We start from the raw sequence: 24,820 nt of genomic DNA, 5'->3' as shown, positions 1-24,820 counted from the left end.
TATTGATAAATTTGATGTTTGTAAGCATAATTTAGAGTCATTCTAAATTGAAAACTCCATGATATGAAATCAAATATGGCCATTGAAAATATCGCTAAAGGGTCCTATGATGAGATTTTGGTGGAAGATGGGTTTTATATCCTTAAAATTCAGAACGATACCAAAGATTTTCAAATGATTGAACGAGATATTGACAGTTCCTTCATCCAATTCCACTTTTGTTTGAAGGGGAAATCCTTGTTCAATTTTAATGAAGGGCATTACCAACTTGAAGTAACGGAAGAAAATTCTCTGTTGCTCTACAATACCCAAAAAGATTTGCCGCTTGACTTGACCGTTTCGCCAAATTCTTGGTTGCTATCGGTGGTGATGACCATTCGTAAGTTCCATTCCCTATTTTCCAATGAGGCGGATTACATTCCATTTTTAAGTGGGGAGAACAAGGAAAAGAAATATTATTCCCAAGAAGTGGTTTCCCCGGCCATCGCGGTGGTATTGAGTCAATTAATGAACTACAACCTACATCCTTCCATTAAGAAGCTTTACATTAAGGGAAAGGTGTACGAACTCATATCTCTCTATTTCAATAAAACTGAAGAAGCTGATTTGGAGCAATGTCCCTTTTTGGCCGATGAAGACAATGTCCGCCGTATAAAAATGGCCAAGGAAATCATGATTTCCAGAATGGCAGAGCCACCTACCCTAGCTGAGTTGTCCACGGAAATAGGATTAAGTTTGAAAAAGTTAAAGGAAGGTTTCAAACAGATTTATGGGGACTCGGTTTACGGCTTTTTGTTCGATTATAAAATGGAATATGCCCGAAAGATGTTGGAAACGGGAAAACACAATGTGAATGAAGTTGGTTTAAAGGTGGGCTACAGTACTGCAAGCCATTTTATAACTTCTTTTAAAAAGAAATACGGCACCACGCCAAAAAAATATTTAACTTCAAACGCATAAAAATCACAATAATGAAATTACTCTTATCATCCTTTTTAGCTGTATGTTTTGTAACAACTACATGGAGTCAAGATAAACCCAATACTGAAGGTGCAGAAAATGCAAAAATGCCCGAATTGGTGATGGTTTTCACTAAAACCAGTGGATATCGTCATCAATCCATTGAAAAAGGCGTGAAGACCTTACGGGAATTAGGTCGAAAAAATGGGTTCATTGCCTTGCAAACTGAGTCTTCGGAAGATTTTACACCGCAAAACTTGGCCAATTATAAACTGGTGGTTTTTCTGAGTACTACACTTGATGTTTTAAATGACAACCAACAAAAAGCTTTTGAAAGTTACATTAAAAATGGAGGCGCCTTTTTAGGAATCCATGCCGCTTCAGATACGGAGTTTGATTGGCCTTGGTATGGAAAACTGGTGGGCGGCTATTTTACAAACCACCCAAACAACCCTAATGTGCGCAGTGCAAAAATCCATGTGTTGAACAAATCACACCCGTCAACCTCACATTTGCCTGATGTATGGTCCCGCAGTGATGAGTGGTACAACTTTAAGAACTTGAATCAGAACGTTACCGTATTGATGAACTTGGATGAAACCAGTTATGAGGGTGGGACCAATGGCGAAAATCATCCAATTGCTTGGTACCATGAGTTTGATGGAGGTCGATCTTTTTATACGGGAGGAGGCCACACGGATGAATCGTTTGATGAGCCACTATTTAGGCAGCACCTTTTAGGGGGTATTGAATGGTGTCTAAAACGAAAGTAATGTGGGTCTCGCCACAATGATTCCAATGTTGCTTTTAATCCCTTTTAGATAATCTGCAAGAGGTAATTCAGAAATTTCCACTTCACCATTTTTGCTCGATGCGTGGAGCAGATGCAATCTGCCGTTAGGTTGATGTATGGCAATACCGGTGTGTGTTACATCCAACCCTTTAATGGAAGTGGCCAAAGCAATAATGTCACCGGACTGGATGAACTGTTCTTTGCTTTCTATCTGGTCTTTGGGCAAATAACAAAGTTCTTCCTCAGCCAGCTCCTTTTCCACTCGAAGCATAGCCTCAAAATTGGCTTCATTCGCCAAAAACGGATACAATGACCGATGTGTTCCCATAAAATTGATGGGCTTATTAAGTGCTACACCTCCCAATTCCGAGGTGATATCTTTGACCAAGCCCTTCTTCTGATTATTTCGAATCCAATCCGTAAAATAATGTAAACGAGAAGGGTAGCCGTTTATCTCACCGTCTCTATACCGAATGGTTTCTAAATTTTTGACAAAGTCTTCAAAAGAACGTTGGTCTTGTTTGAGCATAGACCCAAAAACCAATACATTTTCCACAAAAGTAGTGCAATCCAACCCGCTAAAGTTCACCACCAAAGTTTCTATTTCGCCAATTTCCAATGTTTTTTCGACATAGGGAATGCCCATAAACGACTTGCCAATCAATGCAAGGGTGTCACCCAATTTGGACGCTTTTACCTCTTGCAACGCATCAATTTTAGACTCGAATAAGGACTTGTCCTTTGGCGAACATGTAATTTGTTGACTATATGCCATCGAGCCAACAAGTAGAAAAAGGCAAAGTATTCTAAGATTCATTTTCATACGTATCAGGTTGCTGCAAAAGTACTCGGGTTCTGGCAATACTTTCAGGATAATTTTCTTGAAGGTACACAATCAATTTTTCACGGACATGGACCCGCAAGTCCCAAGCAGTGGATGAATCCTTGGCGCTCATCAAGGCCCTAACTTCAACAAAATTAGGCTTGGAATCTGTAACTTGAAGCACATCCACCTTTCCATCCCACAAATCAGTACTGTTCAAAACCCGGGTCAGTTCCTCGCGCAACTTATCAAATGGAACTTTATAATCCACATATAGAAACACGGTGCCGAGAATATCCGAGGAAGTCTTGGTCCAGTTTTGGAAAGGTTTTTCAATAAAATAGGGCGTAGGCACAATCAATCGTCGTTTGTCCCAAATGGCCACCACCACATATGTCAATGTAATCTCTTCAATACGGCCCCATTCCCCTTCTACAATAACAACATCGTCTAGCTTTATAGGCTGGGCAATGGCAATTTGTATACCGGCCAAGATGGTACCAATAAGTTTTTGGGCTGAAAACCCAATAATAATACCCGCAACACCAGCTGAAGCAAAAACACTTATGCCCACTTCCCGAATTTCTTCAAAGCTCATCAGCGCCAGCCCTGCTGCCAAAATAATGACGATGAAAATGACAATACGTTCCAAGATGGTGAATTGGGTATAAATTTTTCTGGCCTTTAAATTGTCGGATTCCCCAACATCATAATTTCTGATAACCGCTTTTTTAACAATCTTTAGTAGAGCAATTACAAGCCAGGTCATGGCAAGGATGAACAATAGGGTGCTTGCTTTTCTAAACCAAAAACCAGAATCCTCCAAATTCAATAGATCTCGCAGGGATTTCATCCGAAGGATGACAGATACGAAAATCAGGATCAGTGGGAATGCCAATTTTCGGAAAGACCCTGAAGGCAAAAGATATTTGGGATTCTTGCCCAATCGTTTCAACAGTACCGAGGCGGCCCAATACAAGAATATCAAGCAGAAAAGGGTAACCCCAAGGTATATCAATGATTCTTTTGAAACGTTCTCGTAAAATGAATCCATATCACAAAAATAAGGGAGAAAAGCGAGTAGGGCGGAATTGACGCCTTCATTTCTGGATTGAATTTCATTATTAACCTATAAGAAAGTATTTTGGAAGGGGAAATGCAAAGTCGGTACCAAGTTGTATTTTTGAAAACTAAAACAAAAAGCTGTGCCAAAAGGAGTTTTATTGGTCAATCTGGGCTCGCCAGATAGCCCCACCCCAAAAGATGTAAAGCCGTATTTAGATGAATTTTTGATGGATGAGCGTGTTATTGACGTGAATCCCATTCTCCGAAATATCATCGTACGGGGAATCATTCTAAACACACGTCCCAAACGTTCGGCAGAAGCCTATTCCAAAATATGGTGGGATGAAGGTTCTCCACTTATTGTCATTTCTGAACGATTTATGGATAAAGTTCGCCAACACACCAGTCTCCCCATTGCTTTGGGAATGCGTTATGGCTCCATGTCCATTAAAAATGCCCTTCAAGAATTAAAGGAGCAAGGGGTGGATGAGGTATTGTTGGTGCCCTTATATCCTCACTACGCCATGTCGTCCTACGAAACGGTTGTGGTAAAGGCGATGGAAGTGCAGCAAGAGGATTTTCCTGAGATGCAGTTGACCACCTTGCCGGCATTTTATAGTAACCCGGATTATGTAAAGGTGTTGTCAAAAAGTATCGCTGAAGGATTAAAAGGTTTTGAATACGACCATATCTTGTTTTCCTATCATGGAATTCCGGAGCGGCACATTAAAAAGTCGGATCCGACCAAATTCCACTGTAAAATAGATGGGCAATGTTGCAAAACCAACTCCGTGGCGCACCACACCTGTTATAAACACCAATGTTTGGATACAACGGAATTGATAAAGAAAGCCTTGGATTTAGATGAAACCAAAATCAGTTCATCCTTCCAATCCCGATTGGGAAGCGACCCCTGGCTGCAACCGTTTACCGATAAAGAATTTGAACGCTTGGCCCAAGAAGGCAAAAAACGATTGGTGGTGATCACCCCAGCTTTTGTAAGCGATTGTTTGGAGACCTTGGAGGAAATAGCCATGGAGGGAAAGCATCAATTTCAAGAAGCAGGCGGTGAAGAATATAAGCATATTGCCTGTTTAAATGATAGGGATGATTGGGCCGAATTAATGGGCACATGGATCAACGAATGGCAAGAAAAAGAAGTGCTTCCAGAAACTAAGGTCCAATAGCGAAAACAAATTCAATAAAGGTATTGTAGTTGTGGAGAAACCACACTGCCTATAAATTTCACTTTCAAAGTACAAACATTGGCATGGCCAAAGTAACCTCTGAAGAACTTGGGGTAGAACCCATTGGAAAATTGCTCATCAAACAGGCCGTTCCGGCTTCGATTGGTATCCTAGTAATGTCCCTCAATGTTCTGGTGGATTCCATTTTCGTTGGAAATTGGATAGGCTCCATCGCCATTGCTGCCATAAACGTGGTACTCCCAGTGTCATTTTTTATTGCTGCTTTGGGAATGGCCATCGGTATTGGGGGTTCCAGCATCATCTCTAGGGCTCTGGGGGCCAACAATAAAGACAAGGCCCTAAAAACATTTGGCAACCAGATAACGCTTACCCTTATTGTTACGATTTCCATGGTGGCCTTGGGACTCTACTACGTAGATTCACTTATTCCGGCTTTTGGAGGTAAGGGCGCTATCTTTGACCCTGCAAAAATCTATTACACGATAATTCTGTATGGAGTTCCCTTTTTGGCGCTCTGCATGATGGGTAATACCGTCATCCGGGCCGAGGGAAAGCCTAAGTTCGCCATGATTGCCATGATCATCCCCTCAGTGGGCAATCTACTCATGGATTATATTTTTATTTATGTGTTCGATTGGGGAATGCACGGGGCTGCGTGGGCCACAACGGTAGGGTATTTATTGTGCTTTGTATATATCCTGTACTTCTTTCTCTCCAATAACTCCGAATTAAAGATAAGCCTGCCCCATTTTGGATTGGACATGCCCATTTTAAGAGAAATAGGCTCGCTTGGTTTTGTGACCTTGGCGCGACAGGCAGTGACCAGTATCACCTACCTGCTTATGAACAATATTCTCTTCAATTTGGGAGGTGAGGCCATGGTAGCTGTTTATGCCATTATTGGTAGAATGTTGATGTTTGCCCTGTTCCCAGTTTTTGGCGTGACCCAAGGATTCTTACCCATTGCTGGGTTTAATTACGGAGCGGAAAAATATGACCGGGTGAAGGAATCTATCTACACGGCCATAAAATATGCTGCTCTGGTAGCTACTTTGGTATTTGTGGTACTTATGGTATTTCCCGGCGAGATAGCATCCTTATTTTTAAGCAACAGACCCGAGCTTTCCGAAAAGGAACTGGCAACAAATGCCTTTGTCCTACAACATGCCCCTTTTGCTATGCGATTGGTCTTTGCCGCCACACCTATTATTGCTTTGCAGTTGATTGGGGCAGCGTATTTTCAGGCCGTTGGAAAGGCCATTCCAGCGCTATTGCTTACCTTAACTCGACAAGGTTTCTTTTTTATCCCTTTGATTCTGATTTTGCCTCATTTTTGGGAAGAGACCGGGGTGTGGATATCTTTTCCTATTGCAGATACCCTTTCCACGGTAGTAACGGGGGTTTTCCTGAAAAAGGAAATAGACAAATATCTTCGTCGATGAGTTAAGTATGACCTCAACTATTTTTCATCAGGTAGTAGGGTAGCCGCTTTACTGATGATTTTCCATTTTCCAGATAGTTTTTTTAAAAGGAAAATATCTATGAATCTCATATTTTGGGATTCAATCCTAATCTCAGCTTTCGCCGAGGCAATAGTATGGTTGATATCAATATCCAAAATAGATGTTTCCCTTCCGTTGAACTCCCCTTTAGTTCTGTTTTCGAATAAGGCTGCGTATTCTTTTGGACTTAACACCCATATTTCCTGACCTTCTTTAGATAAGAATAGTTCAGCTTCCTTATAGAATGCTTTCTCTATCATTTCCGTATTGTTATAAGATGAACCTTCTAAGTATTGGTTTAAGGTTGTTCGGATAGAAGCTTCTTCCGATTGTGAAAAACCAATATATGAAATGAATAATGCCAAAGGCAATAGTATTTTTTTCATTTATTTCGATTGTGGGATTATTTGAATAATTTTTCCGTTGTCCTCGTCTGTGAGCAGGAATAGCTTTCCATCTGGACTTTGAACTACTTTTCTTAACCTTACCCTTTCATCAAGGAACAGTTCTTCAGCACTTTTAATGGTATCGCCATCAATGGTAAACCGCCACAGACTTCCACGTGAAAGACCAGGAACAAATAAGTTGTTATTCCAATGCAAAAATTCATCACCAGTATAAAAACAGAGACCTGTGGGAGCCACGGTTTGGTGCCAAAACCAAGCTGGGGGAGTAAACTGGGTGCCCTCCAATTTTGGAGGTGTATAGTCAGCACTTCGCAGCCTCCCAGTGGTTTCATTGGGCCATCCGTAGTTAGCACCTGCTTTGAGTATGTTTATTTCATCGCCCAAAATTGTGCCATGTTCACTAAACCAAATATTACTCGTTCCCGGTTGTACGGTTATACCTTGGGCATTTCGTATTCCTAGAGCATAGATGCCGGGCACTGCACTGGGCCCAAAATTTGGATTATCGTCCGGAATGCTCCCATTGGGATTAATGCGAAAAATTTTCCCACGTTTGTCCCGCAAATCCTGGGAAATGGGAATTTCGGGCTCGTCCCTTTCCCAAAAAAGACGTTCACCAATAGTGATATAAAGCTTTCCATCTGCGCCAAAGGTCATACCGCCCCCATAATGAAAATATTCTCTGGTATAGGGTTCCGCCAAGAGAAGAGTTTCATGCTGGTAAAGAGAATCGTTTTTAATCTTGGCCCGAACTACCTTTGTAGTCGTACCCAAACCGTCTTTTTTGGCGGTATATGAAAGATAAACCCATGGAGAGTCCGTAAAATTCGGGTCGAGTAGTACTTCAAAGATTCCAGAATTGTCTCCAAAATGGATTGCGCGAATGCTGTCTGTTAAGTCCGCTGGAAAACCTTTAATGATCTGTTTCTCTTTGGTTGCAAGGTTGGCCTTTACTAAGCTTCCGTCTTTCTCAGTGACCAAAACCGTTGTATTTGTTAGAAATGCCATGCTCCATGGATGGTTCAATCCCTCCAAAACAATCTGTTTTTTGGGAATGACCTGTTTTAAAGCTGTTTGGGGGTTCTCCGTGTATTTGCATCCAATGATGGGCAAAGCAAAGAGCAAGAGTAGATATCGCATGGAATAAAATTTACTCCAAAGAACTAAGATTCATTTCTTTATAACTTTAAGAATCATGATTTTTAAAATGAATTTCTTTAAAAAGAACTGTGCAATACTCTATACTTTGAAGGGGTAAGACCTGTTAGCGATTTAAAGGCCAAATTGAAGGAGGTTATATTGCCAAAACCGGAATCGTAGGCAATGGAAACAATTTTTTCATTTTTCCCTACTGGTGAAATCAAGAGTTCTTTAGCTTTTTCTATCCGATAATAATTTACGAACTCTGAGAAATTCATCGCTTTGTTTTCATTGACCACTTGCGAGAGGATTCTGGGTGAGGTGTCCAATGATTGGGCCACTTCACTTAAGGTCAATTTTGGATTCAGGTATATTTCCGAGTTTTCAAAAAGACTTGTGACTGACTTCATCAGACTTTTTGATGATGTATTATCAATGGAAGAGCCTTGGTACTTTTCTAATGAAAATGTTTGATTGTGTAAAAAGAAATACGAGAGCATATACACCAAAACAGTAAAAAAAAGTGCACCACCAATATAAAATGGTATTAGCCCCGCAACATTTCCAACATAAAAAATCCAAATTAAACCAATACAGAAAATCAAGTTACGGTACCATTGGAAAATTTTTTGTTGTGTGCCTTGCTTGTTCTTAATCAGCACAAAAATTGATAGAACCAAATAGACTAAAAGATGGCCAAAAACTGCACTATAAACTAAAAGTGATAGCGTATCCCCTTGATTTGGAATGTAACCGCTGAAAATGACAAACAAGAGGTAAGGTAAAAAATGTAGATAGAGCGAAATAGGGAGTTTTTTTAGTTTATAAAATAATATTTTGCCATAAAGCCATATGCTTGGACCAACAATTAGAATCCCGGCTATGCCAAGATTTCTCTGCCAGGAATCTAAGTTCAAATAAACATTTAAAATGGATTTTCCGATGCGGATTGTCAAACCTAATATCACTAACACCAAGAATCGGTGTGCAAGACGGTTGCCCTTTTTCAAAGTGATTAAATACACACACAAAAAGAGGCCTTGGGCAATTCCCAAACTACAAAGCACAAGTAATAAAACATCATTTTTCACATTATAAAGATAAAAAGTTGATGACATTACGTTACTTTCGATGTTTTAAAAAATTAATGTACAAATCAATGAAGAACCTTATATTTCTTCTGTTAGTTGCCATATTCTTTATGGCTTGTTCGGATGATTCCCAAAAAATGAAGATGCACACCATATTTATAGGAACCTATACCCAAGGAGACAGCGAAGGCATCTACTCACTTCAATTTAATGCCGAAACTGGAGAGTTGGACTCCTTAAAGTTGGAAGCAAAGATTCCCAACCCTTCCTTTTTGACCATTTCCAAGGATAAACAGCATCTTTACGCAGTACAGGAAACGGCAGATTTTGATAGTCTGGGAGGAGGTGTTTCCGCTTTTAAAATCAATAAGGAAGGGTTGGAACTACAAAACAGCATGGGCACTGGGGGCCCAGGCCCTTGTCATGTTGCACTTTCAGGAGATGGCCGCTTGGCCGTATCCAACTATTCAGGAGGCAGTGTTGCACTATATCGGTTGAATGAAGATGGGTCTTTTGGGAGTGCCCCCCAAATAATTGACCATAAAGTTTTGGATACCACCAAAACACCCCATGCCCACATGGCACAATTTACCAAAGAAGGTCTTTTTGTGGCTGATTTAGGTCTCGATGCCATAAAACGCTACCAGCTAACGGATGGCATGTTTGTGCCAGGAGAACAAGAGACGCTGTCATTTGTTGATGGAGCTGGACCACGACATTTTACATTTGGCCAGGATGGGAAGCTGCTCTATGTCATCAATGAATTGAATGCTACCATATCCGTGTTCGAGAAAAATACTGATGGAACCTATCAAGAAATTCAAGTAGTGGAAACCTTGGCCCCAGATTTTAAAGGAAGAAATGCCTGTGCCGATATTCATTTATCAGCCGATGGAAAGTTTCTGTACGGTTCCAATAGAGGGGAAAACACCATTGTCATTTTTGCCGTGGATGCTACCTCCGGGAAATTGAGTTTGGTGGGAAGGCAATCCGTTCACGGAGATTGGCCACGTAATTTTTCGTTGGACCCTTATGAAAACTTTTTATTGGTGGCCAACAAAAGTAGCAACAATGTCGTGGTCTTTAAGAGAGATGTGGAAGCAGGGACATTGACTTATCTGAGCGAAGTTGAGGTGCCCAACCCCATTTGCCTTGAGTTTTTGGACTAATATCAAAATCATTCGCAGCGAAACGTCTTTCCGTTGACTTCAAAAGAGGAAGTTTCATTAGGTCTGAGCGAACCGTGCCACGAGTCCTTGTGCCATTTTTCGGGTTCATCATCATTGCGATAATCGGCAGTAAAAAAGGAAAAATCTGGGTTAAAGGTGATGATAATGTCCCCTTTTCCGTCAGCATCGTGCCAGCGGCCAGTCATTACGTGGTCTTTCAATCGACCCCAAACCCCACCGAGTGCCTTTTTGTGAATCAAATAATAGGCGCCAGCCACTTCATCGTTATCGATAAGGAGATCAAAGCGACCAATTTCAGTACAATAGTTTTTGGACATGATGGTGTTTTGGTCTTCATTCTGGGCATAAAATAATAGGCACATCAAACCAAAAAAAATGAAGCAAAAGGAAGTTTTATGAATCATTACAGATGCTTTATAAAGGAATTTTTAAGCGAGTTAATCGATAATTCTCCAATTGGTCTGGGTGGATAATAGTATTGTTTTCCTGATTAAAATTATCCAACTGCGAATCTGCTACAAAGTACATATGGCCGTCATAAATGGCGAAGGTCGTTGGGATGTCTGAAGCGTGTTCAAAATCTGAAATTTTGTTTTCAGAAATGATATCAGACCCATTAGCGTTCAATCCAAACCTAAAAATACCATTTAGTGAAAGGTCTCGTCGACCATTAATAATGGCGATTAGATTATTTTGAAAATATTTCATCCCATCAATGCCCTTGAATGTATTGGGTTGGTTGATGAGTTTTTTACGGGTAATATCCAAAATTCGGATACCGCTGGTGTACGAAGCCAAGTACAGGTATTTGCCGTCATCCGAAATGGAAATACCGTTGGAGTGTTTCACCTCATAATGGGAAAAAAAGACCTCCAATTGATTTGTTGCGGGGTTAATGGTATAAATGTCACTGCTTTCAGAATCCGTGATGTAAACAGCCCCCTTCGAGTCTACCGCAATGTCATTCAAGTAGACAAAATTCCCATTGTCCAAGGTGTATGATTGGATGAGTTCTCGCGAAGCTATATCCAGCAAGAGTAAGATGGAGCTGTTATTTTCCTTGGACAACCCATTTCCCAGTGCATATAGGGTATCTCCTTTTATGGTCATGCCAAAACCGGAAAGGTACCCATGTTCATGATTTGCCAAAAACTCCTCGACATTGCTTCCATCCAAATTGCAACGGTCAATCTTAGCACTTTTTAAACTGTTCAGGTACACCTTTTTTGAAACGGGGTCAATGGCAATTCCCTCGGGAATTAAATCTTTCTCGAAATGAAGTTCAATGGGTTTTTCAGGATTAGCACATGAAATAAATAGGGTCAAGAAAAAGACTATCCGCATGATTGATGATTGAATGCGAAAAATACTAAATATTGCCAAATTTTAGCTTTTAGGATTTCATTCCACCTGTTTTATTCCCGAAACATGCGAAGCAATGGCCTTCCATTGTCCATTTCGTTTAACCACAACATTGCTGGATTGATAAATGGTTTTGGTGGAATCTTTAAAAATATGTCCCGTACCGCAGATCATTGCGGTTCCATTGGGCAATAGGTCCAAACGTTTTATTTCAAAGAAAAAGGAATCGTGGGAGCTACCGTGTTCCTTTATCCATGCCAATTCTTGTGCTTTGTTGGACCAGTTGCCATCCGCATCGATCATTTGAAAATCATCCCCCAAAATGGAATCGAGCAATACCGTGTCCTGTTCTCTGTATGCTTTGGGCCAATCCACTTCCTTTAGATGTCGCAGTAAAACTTGGTCTTGTTCTGAAATAACTGCGGTGGAATCTGGGGCCTGTGTCTCTGTTTTACAGGAAAGCAAAGTGAAAATGGCAATGATGATGAAATAACGATTCATGGTTTTTTATTTTGTTATTTCAAAAATAATGGCCGAGCGCAGCTGGCAACAATGAAGCTATGCGAGTTGCGGAAAATTAGTCGTGAGTCGCGGAATCAGAACCTATAAAATTTTTAAAATAAGTTCGACTGAATTTTAGCTTCGCTCCATTTTTCAAATAAAGGGTACCATCCCCATTCTTGTTTTTTTGGAAAGAATCAATACAGTTGGAATTTACCAAATAGGACCGGTGAACGCGCCCAAAATTGTTGGAACTTACTTGTTTTTGAAAAGCGAGTAGACTTTGGTATTTCACAAACTTCCCTTTTTCGGTGTGTAAAACAATGCAATTATTATTCGTTTCCACATATAGAATTTCCTTTGGATGAAGGATAAACTGCCTTCCGTTTTTGGAAACCTTTATCTGTTCGGGTTTTTCTGATGTGCTTGTTGTTGAGTTTGATTCGTTTCCCACAAAATGAAACAAAAGGAAAAAGTAACAAAGTAAGTTCACCGCAATGTTGTTTGTAAGTCCGGCATTCAATACATTAAAACTGGGCGAAGTGCACTGGAATACAGTAGTCATTAAAAAAACAACCAATAGCTGTCCCACAATAATATTCAATGCCGAGGCCGATAGTCCCAGCCCTCCTTGAATCAACAGAGATTTGGAATGGGGGTTAAACGACCATTTTTGGCTCCAAACCTTAATTTGCTTGGCAGAAGCCGTCCAAAAGACAAAGCTGGTAATAGCCAAAATACTCAACTCAGAAAAGCACGGAATTCCCAAGCTCTCTTGGAACATGCGACCAATGCCCATGTTGAGCAAAACAAACACTGATATTAAAGAAATCGGTTTGGACATGGTTAAAGATACAGATTGTAAACAGCTATTAACCTATTATTTAGCAAAATAAACAAAGATTCCAATAGCAATCAATCCCAAAAGCACCGCAAAGAAAATCTTCCAAAAACTATAGGGCCTTGTTCCCGAAATCTGCCCATTTTCACCATTGATGAAGAAATTGTACTCCTTACCTTGGTACCGATAGGCGCTCACATAAACCGGCAACAAAATATGCTTAAAAGTCTCTTCGGAGAGTTGCATATCCATGCTTGTCACTCGTTGGGTGTCTCCGCCAATGTCTTGCCTACACCAGCGTTCTGCAATATCACGTGCCACTTCTTTGGAATGAAGGTGTCCCTCTTGCAGGGGGATGGTATATTTTTCAGTGACAAAACCAGAAAGAAAACTGCTATCAAAAGGCTGCAATAGCTTTAAGTTCCACTGGGCAATTTTTTGTGGAATGCGTCCTGCTTTTTGCTGCGAAGCCTTTATTAAGGTGTCGTCCACAAACCCAGAAACCTTTCCAGAAGCAGGATACCATCGGGTTTTCCGAACCCGCTGCGTGACCATTTTCCCATTCGCATCCCGAACCCTTTTGGTTTCATAATAATACTCCCCGCGCTGACCCGTGTAGGAAGCGGTAAGTTGCGCATCAAAAGTCCAATATGGTAAATAAAGTCCTTTGGTAAATTGCGGGTCCAGTGCGGCTTTTTTGAGTTTATTCGGGGCAAACCACAACCCATTTACCCATTTCTTAAAAATGGCAAATGAGGCTTTCTTATCAATTTGAAAGGGAAGTACCGCACCGGGCAAAATCCAATCTTCTTTGTAGGCATCCTCTAGGATTAAGGGCATTCCACAATAGACACAGTGGAGTGATTTATAATTTTCCTCCACATGCTGATTGGCACCACAATTTTTGCAGTGAAGCATTGAAATTTCCTCACTGTGCCGTTGTGCGCCCATCTCTTGGAGATAGGGGTGTAGTTCTAACTCCTCAAACCCCTTTTCACCCAATTTTATGGTTTCCTCATGCCCGCAATATTCGCAACTGATGTTGGTGGTGCCGGGCTTGTATTTAAGTTCGGCACCACAGTTGACACAGGCTTTCTTGAGTTCGGTCTTTTGGATTTCTTGTTCTTCCAAGGGCTTTTGTCATTCTGAGTGAAACGACGAATCCCACTCATTTTCTTGAATCAATTCTCATTTCGAAATAAGTTGCGAAGCAACGATTGAGAAATCTCAACTTTCCGATTTAGATTTCTCAGTCGCAAGCTCCTTCGAAATGATATCAAATGTTTTATTCTGTTGGCAATGGCGGAGGGGTATTGCCACCCAAGAACGATTTCAATTCATCCACTTCCTTCAAGGGGGTCCAAGCCGCCATACCTTGTTTCCAGACCAAACTATCCCGGTTGACGGTTCTGCCCGCAAACAAAGCTTGTAGTTGTTCAAACGATACGGGACCGTGTTGCGTGCCGTTCACCGCATAAAAATACTGGGTGGGTGCGGGCATAGGTGGAGGCGTTTGCGCTGCTGCGGGTTGTCCTTGCACGGTTCCACCTCCCGATTGCGGATTCATCATACCGCCCATTTGCTGGGCCAACACAAATCCCATTCCCATTCCCATTCCAGCGCCAGCAGTTCCACCTTCATTTTGGGCGGCAGCTTCAATAGCTTTGGCGGTCTTGAATTTGGTGAGTTTGTCCAAATCCAATTTATCGATACGACTGTACTCGAAGATTTCCTTTTTAAGGTCTTCGGGCATGGAGACATTTTCAATGTAGAATTTTTCCAAGGAAATCCCCACGCTCTGAAATTCAGGAGCCATCACTTCACGACAGGTGTCGGAAAGCTCAGTCGTATTGGCGGCATAGAGTTCAATGGGCAGATTGGCTTGGCCAACTGTATTGGTGAATCTCGTGGCGATTAAGCTTTTTAGGTGCTCGTTGATTTCAAAATTGGTGAAGTTGCTATCGGTTCCCACAATATCGATGATGAACTTCCCCGCATCGGAAATTTTAAAAGCATAGGTGCCAAAGGCTCGTATTTCTACCAAACCGAAGCGATCATCACTTAAAGTGATAGGACTTTTGGTACCCCATTTTTCATCGGTGAACAAATGGGTGTTCACAAAATAGACTTCAGCCTTAAAAGGCGAGTTAAACCCATATTTCCATCCTTTTAAGGTGGCTAAAATGGGTAGGTTTTGTGTGGTTAGGTCGTACGTGCCCGGCTTAAAAACATCGGCTAGTTGCCCCTCGTTGATGAATACAGCGGTCTGTCCTTCCCGGACAATCAACTTTGCCCCGTTCTTGATTTCATTTTGGTAGCGTTCAAATCGATGCGCAATGGTGTCATCCGTATAGTCTAGCCACTCAACAATGTCAATAAACTCATTGCTGAGTTTTTCTTTTATTTTTCCAAATAGGTCCATGGTACAGTGTTTTTACTAAATCCACTTAAAACTAAAAAAAAATGTGCTTAGTAAACTTTGGAGGACCTTAAAAAAGGTTGAATTAATTTGGATTTACCCTATAGGTGATCTTTCTATTGGTAATCACTTTTGCCCCAATGGTAAGAAAAACGTCTGCTTCATCACATAGTCTGCTATTATCCACAAAACCCATGCTACAGAGCGAGGGCCTAGTAGAACCACTACCATCCATGAACCTCCCAAGAAGAATATCTGTTGCATTGGCCGTATTAAGTGGAGAGTTAGGCGGAGCCAATGCTATCACAGAAGTGGTTCCGTTCGCGGTATAGGTAATGTTTCCTGTGACTTCATCATAAGAAATGGAATAAGGGACGTTTCCAGCAATAAAACTTCCCAATGTTGTGGTATAGCTTGTGGGTGAACCCGTAACACCGTCAATCACATCGACCCGTATACCCAATTCGTTGCCTGTTATGTGGTAGACTCTAAAATTACCTGCTGTTACAATATCTGCAGTTCCTTCTTGGTCTTCATATTCAAAGAAAACCCTAAAACTGGTAAAATTAAAAATGCCGCCTGTGTTGGGTACGTTAATATCGAAACCGGTACTACCACCTGCACCAGTGGGAAAATAAATTCCACACCCTAATTGTGCTGCCAGCGGGTTGACCGATGTAGCATCTGGACCTATAGTGGCAATGGTAAGGTCTGGATTGTCAAAATCAAAAAGTGAAACCGTGTTGTTCGGGGTGCCGTCATCGCAAACGCGATACCTAAAGGTATCGTTACCAATATAACCGGGATCAGGTGTATACGTAAAACTTCCATCGGCATTAATGCTAACAGATCCATTGGCAGGGTCGATTACTGGGCTGGTCTGTACGGACATTGTTGCGTTTCCATTGGCGTCAGAGTCGTTGGCCAAAAGTCCGTTGCCCGCATTTTTTTGTAGTGTAAAGTCGATACCGAGCTCATAGGAGTCATCAACAGCTACTGGGGCTGATTTTTGGGCATGTACCATACCTATATTCACTATGACTAACGCCATAAACGTAACTACAAGTATAGATTTATGTGGGTTTAGCAAGATCATATAATGCCAAAACTAGCCATTCTGGACTCTATTTGGCGCAAAAATGTTGTAAGTGTCTGCTATTCTGATGTGTGGGGGCTGTTTTGTGGGGAGGACACCGCATAAGGGTATACGAAGGGTTACTTTACCTCACAAGAAGTGTCCGCAATGATTTTCCATTCGCCATCAATTCGCTTTAGGACCAGCATAAAAATACCGTGCATATCTCCTACGGTACGCGTGAGGTTGTATTCTCCCATAACCATATAAGCATCCTCATACACCTTGGAAATCTCATTTGATGTCAATTTAAGATGACCAAAATGTTCTTGGGACGGATAACTCTTTTTGTATCGATTCTTGGTGCTTTCCCAACCCTTTACCACGCCAGCACTACCATAAAAAGTAAGCTCTTCCGATTTCCAATAGGTCTCCATAAAGGTGTCAATGTCGTAATCGTTCCACGCATTTTGCTGAACAGAGAGCACCTTTAAAATATCAGCTTTGTCTTTGTCCTCAGTTGTGGTTTGTGAAAAGCAACTTAGGGAAAACAAGAAAATCAAATAGTATGCATTTTTCATAGTAGCTGCGGTTTGGTGCTTTAAATCTATTAAAAACGAACTTATCCAGTAGTGTATTGGTACAAAATGGATGGGTTTTGCTACTTTGGACTACTTGAATTGGATAAAAACAGATTATTTAATGAGATTTAAACCACGTATTTTTTTGGCAGTATCTGTGCTTTTCCTCACTTCGTGTGGAGAAGGGAACAAAAAATCAAAACCAACCGAACAAGTAGTAGAGAAACAACCGACCAGTTCGGAAAAAATCACCCTTACTTTGGAACAGGCCAATAGCTTGGCTACCCTTCCTTTGGAATGTGTGCAAAAGGAATATCCCAATAAGTTGGGCCACACTTTGGGCAGCAAGGATGATTTAGGGGAACCCCAATCCCTTCACCCTGCTTTTTATGGTTGTTTTGATTGGCACTCCTCTGTGCATGGTAACTGGTCCATGGTGCGATTGCTGAAGGAGTTTCCAAATGTGGAAGAAGCGGAACGGATGCGAAGGATACTTTCAGAAAACATCACACCAGAGAGCATTGCTGGAGAGGTTAACTATTTTGAAGGCGAGCACAATAAAAATTACGAGCGCACCTACGGTTGGGGTTGGTTGTTAAAATTGGCCGAGGAACTCCATACCTGGGATGACCCACTGGCCAGAGAATTGGAAAGCAACCTGCAACCTTTAACGGAGTTAATTGCCCAAAAATTCATTGACTATCTGCCCAAATTGCAATATCCGGTTCGAGTGGGGACGCATACCAACACCGCTTTTGCATTGGCTTTTGCTTGGGATTATGCCCAAACCCTCAATAACCCTGTTTTGCAGGAAGCGATTAAGCAACGTGCGCTGGACTTTTATCAAAATGATGCGGATTGTCCGTTGGGATGGGAGCCCAGTGGGGCCGATTTTCTTTCCCCATGTTTTGAGGAAGTGGATTTAATGCGACGCATTTTGGACAAGGAAGAATTTTTAAAGTGGATGGCACAGTTCCTGCCCAGTTTGCAACAACCTGATTTTGATGTGGCCGTGGCCTTGGTTGGCGATCGTGAAGATGGGCAGTTGGTCCACTTGGATGGCTTGAATTTTAGCCGGGCTTGGGTACTGTTTGGCTTGGCGAATCAATATCCGGAGGAATATGGACATTTAACGCCATTAGCCCACGAACATTTGGCCTATTCCTTTCCCAATTTGATTGGGGACAATTATGAGGGCGGCCACTGGCTGGGTACTTTTGCGATTTATGCGTTGGGGGAGTAGTAATCTTATTTTTTGATTTTCCCAGCCTCCTTCAACATCTCAAGAACTTTTTCTTTGGGAAGGGCGTCAATGGTATGTCCATCCCTTCCAGTAGTCGTTACAGCCGCAAAAAGGGAGTTGAGTATGGCTTCTTCGGTAGCTTCAATAGTGGCCAAAAAGAGCGGGGTCATAGCTTCATTACGTAAAGTGGGTACGGTTTGAATGGGATTTTCTCTTTCGTAGGGAATTCGACAGTCTGCTGCCGTGGAAACCGCAATCACATAATCACCGCTACCATTGCTGGCAATGCCGCCTGTTCTGGAGAGGCCAAGCATGGCCCGTTTGGCCAGGCGCTCCAAATTTCTGGAATCCAAAGGAGCGTCGGTAAGCACCACCATCATACAGGAACCATCTGGGGAATATCTAAAACTATTAGAATAGTGTCCAAGCTGTTTGCCGACATCAACACCGGCCACTTGTAGTACTCCCCCAAAATTGGTCTGCACCAAGACCCCTACGGTGTAACCACCAGATTTTTTGGGCAGTACTCTTGATGAGGTTCCAATGCCACCTTTAAAACCAAAACAGATGGTACCCGTGCCTGCGCCTACATTACCTTCGGGGACCGCCCCAGAAGTTGCTGAAGAAATGGCTTGAAGTACATCAGTTTCGGTAACATGACGCCCCCGAATATCGTTGAGATAGCCATCATTGGTCTCGCCCACTACGGCATTCACGGAACGCACCTCTTCATTCCCAGATTGATTTAGGGTATATCCAATGACCGCATTTACCGCGGTGGGAACACTCAAGGTATTGGTCAAAACAATGGGCGTCTCCAAATTGCCCAACTCCTTAACTTGGGTGTAGCCAGCCAATTTTCCAAAACCGTTGCCCACATAGATGGCAGCGGGTACTTTTTCCTGAAAAATGTTTCCAGAATGGGGTAAAATAGCCGTAACCCCAGTTCTAATGGCATCACCTTTTTGTAGAGTGGTGTGCCCCACTTGAACTCCGGGAACGTCGGTAATAGCGTTGAATGTTCCAGGTTGGAGCACGCCTATTTCCACACCGTGATCTCGAAGTCGGTTTTGTGACATTGTATGCATCGATAGCAACAGTATAAAAAGGGAAACAAGCTGTGCTTTCATGGCGCCAACTTAAAAATCCCTGTAATCGCCAGACAAGTATTGATTCGCTTTCTCTTCTTTGAATCTTGCTGATTCTGCATCCCAATGCAAGGTTTCACCCGGGAAACGACCCGCGATGGTTCCTAAAAGAATGGTCTCCGTCAATCGCGCGGCATAATCAAATGGGGCTGTGGTCTCTCCCTTGCCCAAACAGGCGTCCACAAATTGATGGTAGTGTTTGGGGCCTTCGGACTGGTAGTTGCGAATAGGCTCGCCCAAGTTGTGTTCTTCGGATACCTTGGCGATTTCTTTGGAGATGTCCACATATTTCCCTTTTCTGATTTTCTTGGGCAATTGCATAAAGTGGGGCAACAATAATCGTCCTTTTTCACCCACGAACATAGCGCCCTGTTCCGGTAATTCGTTTTCGGCGGCAACTCCGGCATCCAATGATATTTTGTCTTTTACACTTTTATCACCGGATGTAGCAGTCTTTTTCATTTCCATGCCCGGCAACATAAGGTCTTCGCTCAGGGTTGGAGCACCTGGGCCATCATACCAGACCCATTTTAAAGTCTTGGTAGTATATGGGGTTTGCGGAAACTCATAGGTAACGGTATTGTTTTCAGGATAACCGAAACCGTTGGAAGGTCGACATTCAGTTCTAATGGTGCGAGGCACATCGAGGGCGAGGGCATTGTAGGGCGTATCAAAAATATGGACACCCATATCACCGAGGGTACCACAGCCGTAATCCATCAATTTTCTCCAATTACCGGGATGGTACATGCCCTCTTTGTAAGGTCTTTCAGCGGAGGTTCCTAACCAAAGGTTCCAATCCAGTTGGGCCGGAACAGGGTCTTCTCCCTGCGGAAGGGGCCCATCATACCCCCAATTCTTGGGAGACCAGGCATGAACCGTATGTACTTTGCCAATGATACCGGATTGAATCAAAAGTGTGGCCAATTTATAGTCATAAAAGGAATGCACCTGTATTCCCATTTGGGTCACCAACCCTTTTTCGGCAGCCAATTTTTTCATTTCCCTTGATTCCGATACATAATGGGTCAACGGTTTTTGACAATAAACGGGCTTGTCCATCTCCATGGCCATTAAGGAAGCGGGTGCATGTGTATGGTCTGGTGTAGATACAATAACGGCATCAATTTCATCACCTATTTCTTCGAGCATGGCTCTGTAATCAAAAAATACTCTTGCTCCCGGATGTAATTTATGAGCCGCTGCCAAATTAACCGCATCCACATCACAAAGGGCCACTACGTCTACCTGTGGATGGGATGAAATATCGCGTAAGTCTTCAAAACCCATATTGCCCACACCTATATGGGCCGTCCGCAGCCTTTGTTGTGGATTTAAATTGTTCAATAGCGATGGGGCCAGTGCAAGACCTAAAACGCCTACGCTGCTTTTTTTGATAAATTCTCGTTTGTTCATGCGATGGTATGGTATAGTCAGTTAAAGTTTTTTGATTTTGATATTGCGGAACCAGATGGGACTGGAGTGGTCCTGAAGGGCGATATACCCTTTTTTAAATTTGCCATAATCCGGGGCATTGTCCCATTTTCCGGAGTTCTTTTTGGCCTTCCATTCTTCGGACCACGGCACAAATTCCAATAGTTTTTTGCCATTAAGCCAGTGTTCGGCCTTTTCGGGGGTAAATACAATTTTGGAGGAGTTCCATTCCCCAACCGGGTTCAACTGTTTTTGGGATTCATCCGCTACATGCATAGCATAATCGGCCCCTGTTTTCTGCCAATCTTGGAGTTGTTCTGGATGCTCAGCACCAAACTGGGAATTGTATCCAGTGAGGTCGTGGATGTTGGCATAGTTTTCATCATCAATAATCTGATATTCCGGGGCCACTACGGGTGGGCCGTCATACCCTTCTTTCACATGATAAAAAATTCCGCTGTTGGCCCCTTCAGGAATTTTCCATTCCAAATAGAGTTCAAAATTGTCGAACTCCTCGGCACCATATATAATGTCTTTACCTCCTTTATAGTCCTGTTCAAGGCCCAATTCGGTATCAAAGGTTAATATGCTGTCCTTTATGGTCCATCCGGGCGGAAGGGAATCCATGTTGTACCCGCGCCAACCTTCCAAACTGGTTCCATCAAAAAGATAGATCCATTCGGAGGCAACTTTTTCAGGAGTCTCAGCAGTTTGATGGACATCTTCATTTTTTGGTTTGTTTTTGCAGGAAGTGGCAAGGGCAATAAAAAGAATTAGGAGTTTAAAGTAATGTTGCATTGTATGGTAAAATATTTTTATGGGTGGTTAAAGTACAAAATATTGATAACCTTTTTTGTCCCATTTTCATTACATTTAAGGCCGACTAATTCAACACTCTTAAAATGAAGACTAGCTTTCTCAACATCGGTATGCTTTTGCTTACCGCAACACTGTGCATTGCCCCAGTTCAATCCCAACGAAAAAAGAATACCCAATCCGCACCCGAATATCCAAGCGAGCTCTATTCCAGTTTGGAATATCGATTGATAGGTCCATTCCGTGGAGGCCGTTCCGCAGCGGTGACCGGAGTACCCGGCGAACCCAACCTGTTCTATTTTGGAGCAACAGGCGGAGGTGTTTGGAAAACCACAAACGGGGGCCGTACCTGGAGCAATATTTCGGATGGTTTTTTTGGCGGAAGTATTGGTGCGGTTGAGGTAGCTAAAAGTGATCCCAATGTTATTTATGTGGGCGGAGGAGAGAAGACCGTTCGTGGTAATGTCTCATCAGGATATGGGATATGGAAAACAGAGGATGCCGGTAAAACATGGAAATCCATGGGACTGGAAAAAACAAGACATATTCCAAGGTTGAAGGTGCACCCAACCGACCATAATATTGTGTACGCCGCTGTCATGGGCAATATTTACAAGCCCACCAAGGAACGCGGAATCTATAAAACAACGGATGGTGGAAAAACATGGAAACAAGTTCTCTTTGTAAACGACCATGCCGGTGCGGTAGACCTCACTCTTGACCCCAACAACCCTAGAATACTGTATGCCTCAACATGGAGGGTACAGCGTACCCCATACAGCTTAAGCAGTGGAGGTGATGGTTCCGCGCTTTGGAAAAGTACCGATAGCGGCGAAACTTGGACCGAAATTTCAAAGAATGAAGGTTTTCCGAAGGACACCTTGGGGATTATCGGAGTGACCGTTTCGCCAAAAAATAGTAATCGCGTTTGGGCCATTGTAGAAAATAAGGAAAAGGGTGGATTGTATCGCTCTGAAGATGGCGGAAAAAAATGGACTTTAATTAATGAGGAACGTAAAATTCGTCAACGTGCTTGGTACTATACCCGTGTATATGCAGATACTGAAGATGAAGATGTTGTTTACGTCCTTAATGTGTCGTATCACAAAAGTACCGATGGTGGAAAAACATTTAACACCTTCAATGCGCCCCATGGAGACCACCATGATCTTTGGATAGCCCCAGAGAATTCGCAGCGTATGATCATTGGTGATGATGGTGGTGCCCAGATCAGTTATGATGGTGGCGAAACGTGGAGCACCTATTACAATCAGCCCACGGCTCAATTTTATCGTGTAACTACTGATAATGCTTTTCCCTACCGTATTTATGTGGCCCAGCAAGACAATTCAACCTTACGCATCAATCATAGAAGCGATGACGGTTCCATCGGTGAAGACGATTGGGAAGAAACTGCAGGGGGTGAATCGGCCCATATTGCTGTTGACCCAGCGAACAACGATATTGTCTATGGTGGCAGTTATGGTGGATTTTTAACGCGTGTAAACCACGAGAAGAATACGGTAAGAGGTATCAATGTTTGGCCCGATAATCCTATGGGCTATGGTGCTGAAGGGATGAAGTACCGTTTTCAGTGGAATTTCCCCATCATATTCAGTAAACACGACTCTAAAAAGCTGTATACCTTCTCCAATCATGTGCATATGAGCACCAATGAAGGGCAGAGTTGGGAATTGCTGAGTGATGACCTCACAAGAAACGACCCTACAAAATTGGTCTCCAGTGGTGGGCCCATTACGCAAGACAACACCGGGGTGGAGTATTACTGCACCATCTTTGCGGCCAATGAGAGTCCTTTAAAAGAAGGCTTACTTTGGGTGGGCAGTGATGATGGCTTGATTCATGTCACCAAAGACGGCGGAGAATCTTGGGAAAATGTAACCCCGTCCAATATGCCCGAATGGAGCATGGTCAATAGTGTGGAACCTTCTGCTTTTGATGAAGGCACCTGTTATGTAGCCGCAACCCGATACAAATTGGGTGATTTTGCTCCGTATCTGTACAAGACCACGGATTACGGAAAAACTTGGACCAAAATCACAAATGGTATAGACGGAGAGCATTTTACCCGTGTGGTTCGTGAGGATCCAAAAAGAAAAGGGTTGCTTTATGCTGGAACGGAAACCGGTATGTACATTTCTTTCAACGATGGACAGAACTGGGAAAAATTCCAGATGAATTTGCCCATAGTTCCCATTACGGATTTAACCATTAAGGATAACAATTTAATCGTGGCCACTCAAGGTAGAAGCCTATGGATTATAGATGACCTTACCGTTTTGCACCAGTTGGATGATTCAAAAAAATCTTTGGATGCGGTTTTGTACCAACCCAAGGATAGCTATCGTACCAAAGGGTCGGCAGCTCAAACACCTTCACTCACTGAAGGTCAAAACCACCCCAACGGAGTGGTCACCCATTTTTATCTGAAGGATATTGCCGAAAAGGACAGCATTGTGCTCACCTATACATCCATGTCTGGTGACACCCTGGCTTCGTACAGTAACAAAGCAGAGGATAAGGACAAAAAACTGATGATGAAAAAAGGAGGCAATACCCACATTTGGGATACGCGGGGAAAAGGAGCTGAAAAACTGGAAGGAATGATCCTTTGGTGGGCCAATCTGGACGGTGCCAAAGCCGTTCCCGGTTCGTATAAAGTGCATTTGAATGTGAATGGAAACAATCAATCGCAAAATTTTACGATTCTTCCCGACCCAAGAGCTGAGGTTTCTGTAGCCGATATGCAAAAACAGTATAATTTCATTTCGGACATCAATGAAACGGTGGACAAGGCACATCAATCCATCAAAAAAATTCGGAAAATCAATGAAAAACTGTCCGCTTTTGTGAAACAGTACAAAGATGTTGAAGCCACCAAAGCACTTGTGGAAAAGGCGGAGAAGATGAAGGAAGGGTTCAGCGAGATTGAAAAGGCCCTTTACCAAACCCAAAACCGAAGTAATCAAGATCCCTTGAACTTCCCTATCCGGTTGACCAACAAATTGGCACACTTGAACAGTTTGGTGTCCATTGATGATTTTCCACCAACAGAACAGGACATAGCTGTTAAGAATGAACTTTCGGGCAAAATCAAAACTCAGTTGACCGCTTTTGATGCCTTAGTGGATGAAGAAATCCAAGCGTTCAACAACGAGTTCAACAGTTTAGGATTGGGGTATTTGAGTGTAGAAGACTAA

General features: G+C 42.5%; 23 protein-coding genes. 7 read left to right on the top strand and 16 right to left on the bottom strand.

What is annotated here, in order from left to right; translation table 11 throughout:
* Positions 1 to 63 precede the first annotated feature (63 nt).
* Both ACFOWS_RS15615 and ACFOWS_RS15610 read left to right on the top strand, forming a co-directional pair.
* Positions 64 to 960, top strand: a complete 897-nt coding sequence (locus tag ACFOWS_RS15615; RefSeq protein ID WP_366586183.1) for a helix-turn-helix domain-containing protein — start codon at positions 64 to 66, stop codon at positions 958 to 960.
* Positions 961 to 971: 11 nt separating this feature from the next.
* Positions 972 to 1,733 (top strand): ThuA domain-containing protein, encoded by a 762-nt coding sequence (locus tag ACFOWS_RS15610; protein WP_379766506.1) that lies wholly within the window; start codon positions 972 to 974, stop codon positions 1,731 to 1,733.
* Here the strand turns inward: ACFOWS_RS15610 and ACFOWS_RS15605 are convergent.
* Complete coding sequence (locus ACFOWS_RS15605; RefSeq protein WP_379766503.1) at positions 1,719 to 2,528, bottom strand: N-acetylmuramoyl-L-alanine amidase-like domain-containing protein; 810 nt, start codon at positions 2,526 to 2,528, stop codon at positions 1,719 to 1,721. The two genes, ACFOWS_RS15610 and ACFOWS_RS15605, sit on opposite strands and share 15 nt — an antisense overlap.
* A gap of 31 nt (positions 2,529 to 2,559) precedes the next feature.
* Positions 2,560 to 3,630, bottom strand: a complete 1,071-nt coding sequence (locus ACFOWS_RS15600; RefSeq protein ID WP_379766500.1) for a mechanosensitive ion channel family protein — start codon at positions 3,628 to 3,630, stop codon at positions 2,560 to 2,562.
* Between the two features lie 151 nt (positions 3,631 to 3,781).
* Between ACFOWS_RS15600 and hemH the strand changes: the two genes are divergently transcribed.
* Together hemH and ACFOWS_RS15590 are read left to right on the top strand one after the other, a co-directional pair.
* The gene (hemH, locus tag ACFOWS_RS15595) at positions 3,782 to 4,828 is read left to right on the top strand and encodes a ferrochelatase (RefSeq protein ID WP_379766496.1); all 1,047 of its coding nucleotides are present in this window, start codon (positions 3,782 to 3,784) and stop codon (positions 4,826 to 4,828) included.
* Positions 4,829 to 4,911: 83 nt separating this feature from the next.
* A complete protein-coding gene (locus ACFOWS_RS15590) occupies positions 4,912 to 6,291 on the top strand; it encodes an MATE family efflux transporter (RefSeq protein ID WP_379766493.1) in 1,380 nt (459 codons plus the stop codon).
* Positions 6,292 to 6,308: 17 nt separating this feature from the next.
* Here the strand turns inward: ACFOWS_RS15590 and ACFOWS_RS15585 are convergent, their stop codons facing one another.
* The 3 genes from ACFOWS_RS15585 to ACFOWS_RS15575 form a co-directional block, all read right to left on the bottom strand.
* Positions 6,309 to 6,737 carry a nuclear transport factor 2 family protein gene (locus tag ACFOWS_RS15585; RefSeq protein ID WP_379766490.1) on the bottom strand — a complete coding sequence of 143 codons (429 nt, stop codon included), beginning with the start codon at positions 6,735 to 6,737 and terminating at the stop codon, positions 6,309 to 6,311.
* Positions 6,738 to 7,898, bottom strand: coding sequence for a PQQ-dependent sugar dehydrogenase (locus tag ACFOWS_RS15580; protein WP_379766487.1), 1,161 nt, complete (start codon positions 7,896 to 7,898; stop codon positions 6,738 to 6,740).
* A 77-nt stretch (positions 7,899 to 7,975) separates the two neighbouring features.
* Positions 7,976 to 8,308: a helix-turn-helix domain-containing protein gene (locus ACFOWS_RS15575; protein WP_366586197.1), complete on the bottom strand. Its 333-nt coding sequence runs from the start codon at positions 8,306 to 8,308 to the stop codon at positions 7,976 to 7,978.
* Between the two features lie 749 nt (positions 8,309 to 9,057).
* Between ACFOWS_RS15575 and ACFOWS_RS15570 the strand changes: the two genes are divergently transcribed.
* On the top strand, positions 9,058 to 10,158 hold the full coding sequence (locus ACFOWS_RS15570) for a lactonase family protein (protein ID WP_379766484.1): 1,101 nt from the start codon (positions 9,058 to 9,060) through the stop codon (positions 10,156 to 10,158).
* An 8-nt stretch (positions 10,159 to 10,166) separates the two neighbouring features.
* Here the strand turns inward: ACFOWS_RS15570 and ACFOWS_RS15565 are convergent, their stop codons facing one another.
* From ACFOWS_RS15565 to ACFOWS_RS15530, 8 genes are all read right to left on the bottom strand, one after another.
* Complete coding sequence (locus tag ACFOWS_RS15565) at positions 10,167 to 10,496, bottom strand: hypothetical protein (RefSeq protein ID WP_379766481.1); 330 nt, start codon at positions 10,494 to 10,496, stop codon at positions 10,167 to 10,169.
* 97 nt (positions 10,497 to 10,593) lie between these two features.
* On the bottom strand, positions 10,594 to 11,523 hold the full coding sequence (locus tag ACFOWS_RS15560) for an SMP-30/gluconolactonase/LRE family protein (protein WP_379766478.1): 930 nt from the start codon (positions 11,521 to 11,523) through the stop codon (positions 10,594 to 10,596).
* 57 nt (positions 11,524 to 11,580) lie between these two features.
* Positions 11,581 to 12,042, bottom strand: coding sequence for a nuclear transport factor 2 family protein (locus tag ACFOWS_RS15555; protein ID WP_379766475.1), 462 nt, complete (start codon positions 12,040 to 12,042; stop codon positions 11,581 to 11,583).
* Between the two features lie 76 nt (positions 12,043 to 12,118).
* Positions 12,119 to 12,886 (bottom strand): LytR/AlgR family response regulator transcription factor, encoded by a 768-nt coding sequence (locus tag ACFOWS_RS15550; protein ID WP_379766472.1) that lies wholly within the window; start codon positions 12,884 to 12,886, stop codon positions 12,119 to 12,121.
* A 36-nt stretch (positions 12,887 to 12,922) separates the two neighbouring features.
* Entirely contained in the window at positions 12,923 to 14,014 is a 1,092-nt protein-coding gene (locus tag ACFOWS_RS15545; RefSeq protein ID WP_379766469.1) for a DNA helicase PriA, read from the bottom strand.
* Positions 14,015 to 14,168: 154 nt separating this feature from the next.
* A complete protein-coding gene (locus tag ACFOWS_RS15540; protein ID WP_379766466.1) occupies positions 14,169 to 15,305 on the bottom strand; it encodes an SPFH domain-containing protein in 1,137 nt (378 codons plus the stop codon).
* 82 nt (positions 15,306 to 15,387) lie between these two features.
* Positions 15,388 to 16,353 (bottom strand): Ig-like domain-containing protein, encoded by a 966-nt coding sequence (locus tag ACFOWS_RS15535; protein ID WP_379766463.1) that lies wholly within the window; start codon positions 16,351 to 16,353, stop codon positions 15,388 to 15,390.
* A 164-nt stretch (positions 16,354 to 16,517) separates the two neighbouring features.
* Positions 16,518 to 16,958: a YybH family protein gene (locus tag ACFOWS_RS15530; protein ID WP_379766460.1), complete on the bottom strand. Its 441-nt coding sequence runs from the start codon at positions 16,956 to 16,958 to the stop codon at positions 16,518 to 16,520.
* 121 nt (positions 16,959 to 17,079) lie between these two features.
* Between ACFOWS_RS15530 and ACFOWS_RS15525 the strand changes: the two genes are divergently transcribed.
* Positions 17,080 to 18,201, top strand: coding sequence for a DUF2891 domain-containing protein (locus ACFOWS_RS15525; protein WP_379766457.1), 1,122 nt, complete (start codon positions 17,080 to 17,082; stop codon positions 18,199 to 18,201).
* 5 nt (positions 18,202 to 18,206) lie between these two features.
* Here ACFOWS_RS15525 and ACFOWS_RS15520 read toward each other — a convergent pair whose 3' ends face one another.
* The 3 genes from ACFOWS_RS15520 to ACFOWS_RS15510 are packed head-to-tail and all read right to left on the bottom strand — an operon-like array spanning position 18,207 to position 21,581.
* A complete protein-coding gene (locus ACFOWS_RS15520; protein WP_379766454.1) occupies positions 18,207 to 19,331 on the bottom strand; it encodes a DmpA family aminopeptidase in 1,125 nt (374 codons plus the stop codon).
* 9 nt (positions 19,332 to 19,340) lie between these two features.
* Complete coding sequence (locus ACFOWS_RS15515; protein WP_379766451.1) at positions 19,341 to 20,765, bottom strand: Gfo/Idh/MocA family protein; 1,425 nt, start codon at positions 20,763 to 20,765, stop codon at positions 19,341 to 19,343.
* A 21-nt stretch (positions 20,766 to 20,786) separates the two neighbouring features.
* A complete protein-coding gene (locus tag ACFOWS_RS15510; RefSeq protein WP_379766448.1) occupies positions 20,787 to 21,581 on the bottom strand; it encodes a 3-keto-disaccharide hydrolase in 795 nt (264 codons plus the stop codon).
* 104 nt (positions 21,582 to 21,685) lie between these two features.
* Between ACFOWS_RS15510 and ACFOWS_RS15505 the strand changes: the two genes are divergently transcribed.
* Positions 21,686 to 24,820: a VPS10 domain-containing protein gene (locus ACFOWS_RS15505; protein WP_379766445.1), complete on the top strand. Its 3,135-nt coding sequence runs from the start codon at positions 21,686 to 21,688 to the stop codon at positions 24,818 to 24,820.

The organism is Flagellimonas marina (assembly GCF_042651185.1).
Lineage (GTDB): Bacteria > Bacteroidota > Bacteroidia > Flavobacteriales > Flavobacteriaceae > Flagellimonas > Flagellimonas marina.
The sequence above is the reverse complement of the archived record's forward strand: the minus strand, read 5'-3'. Positions and strand labels throughout refer to the sequence as shown.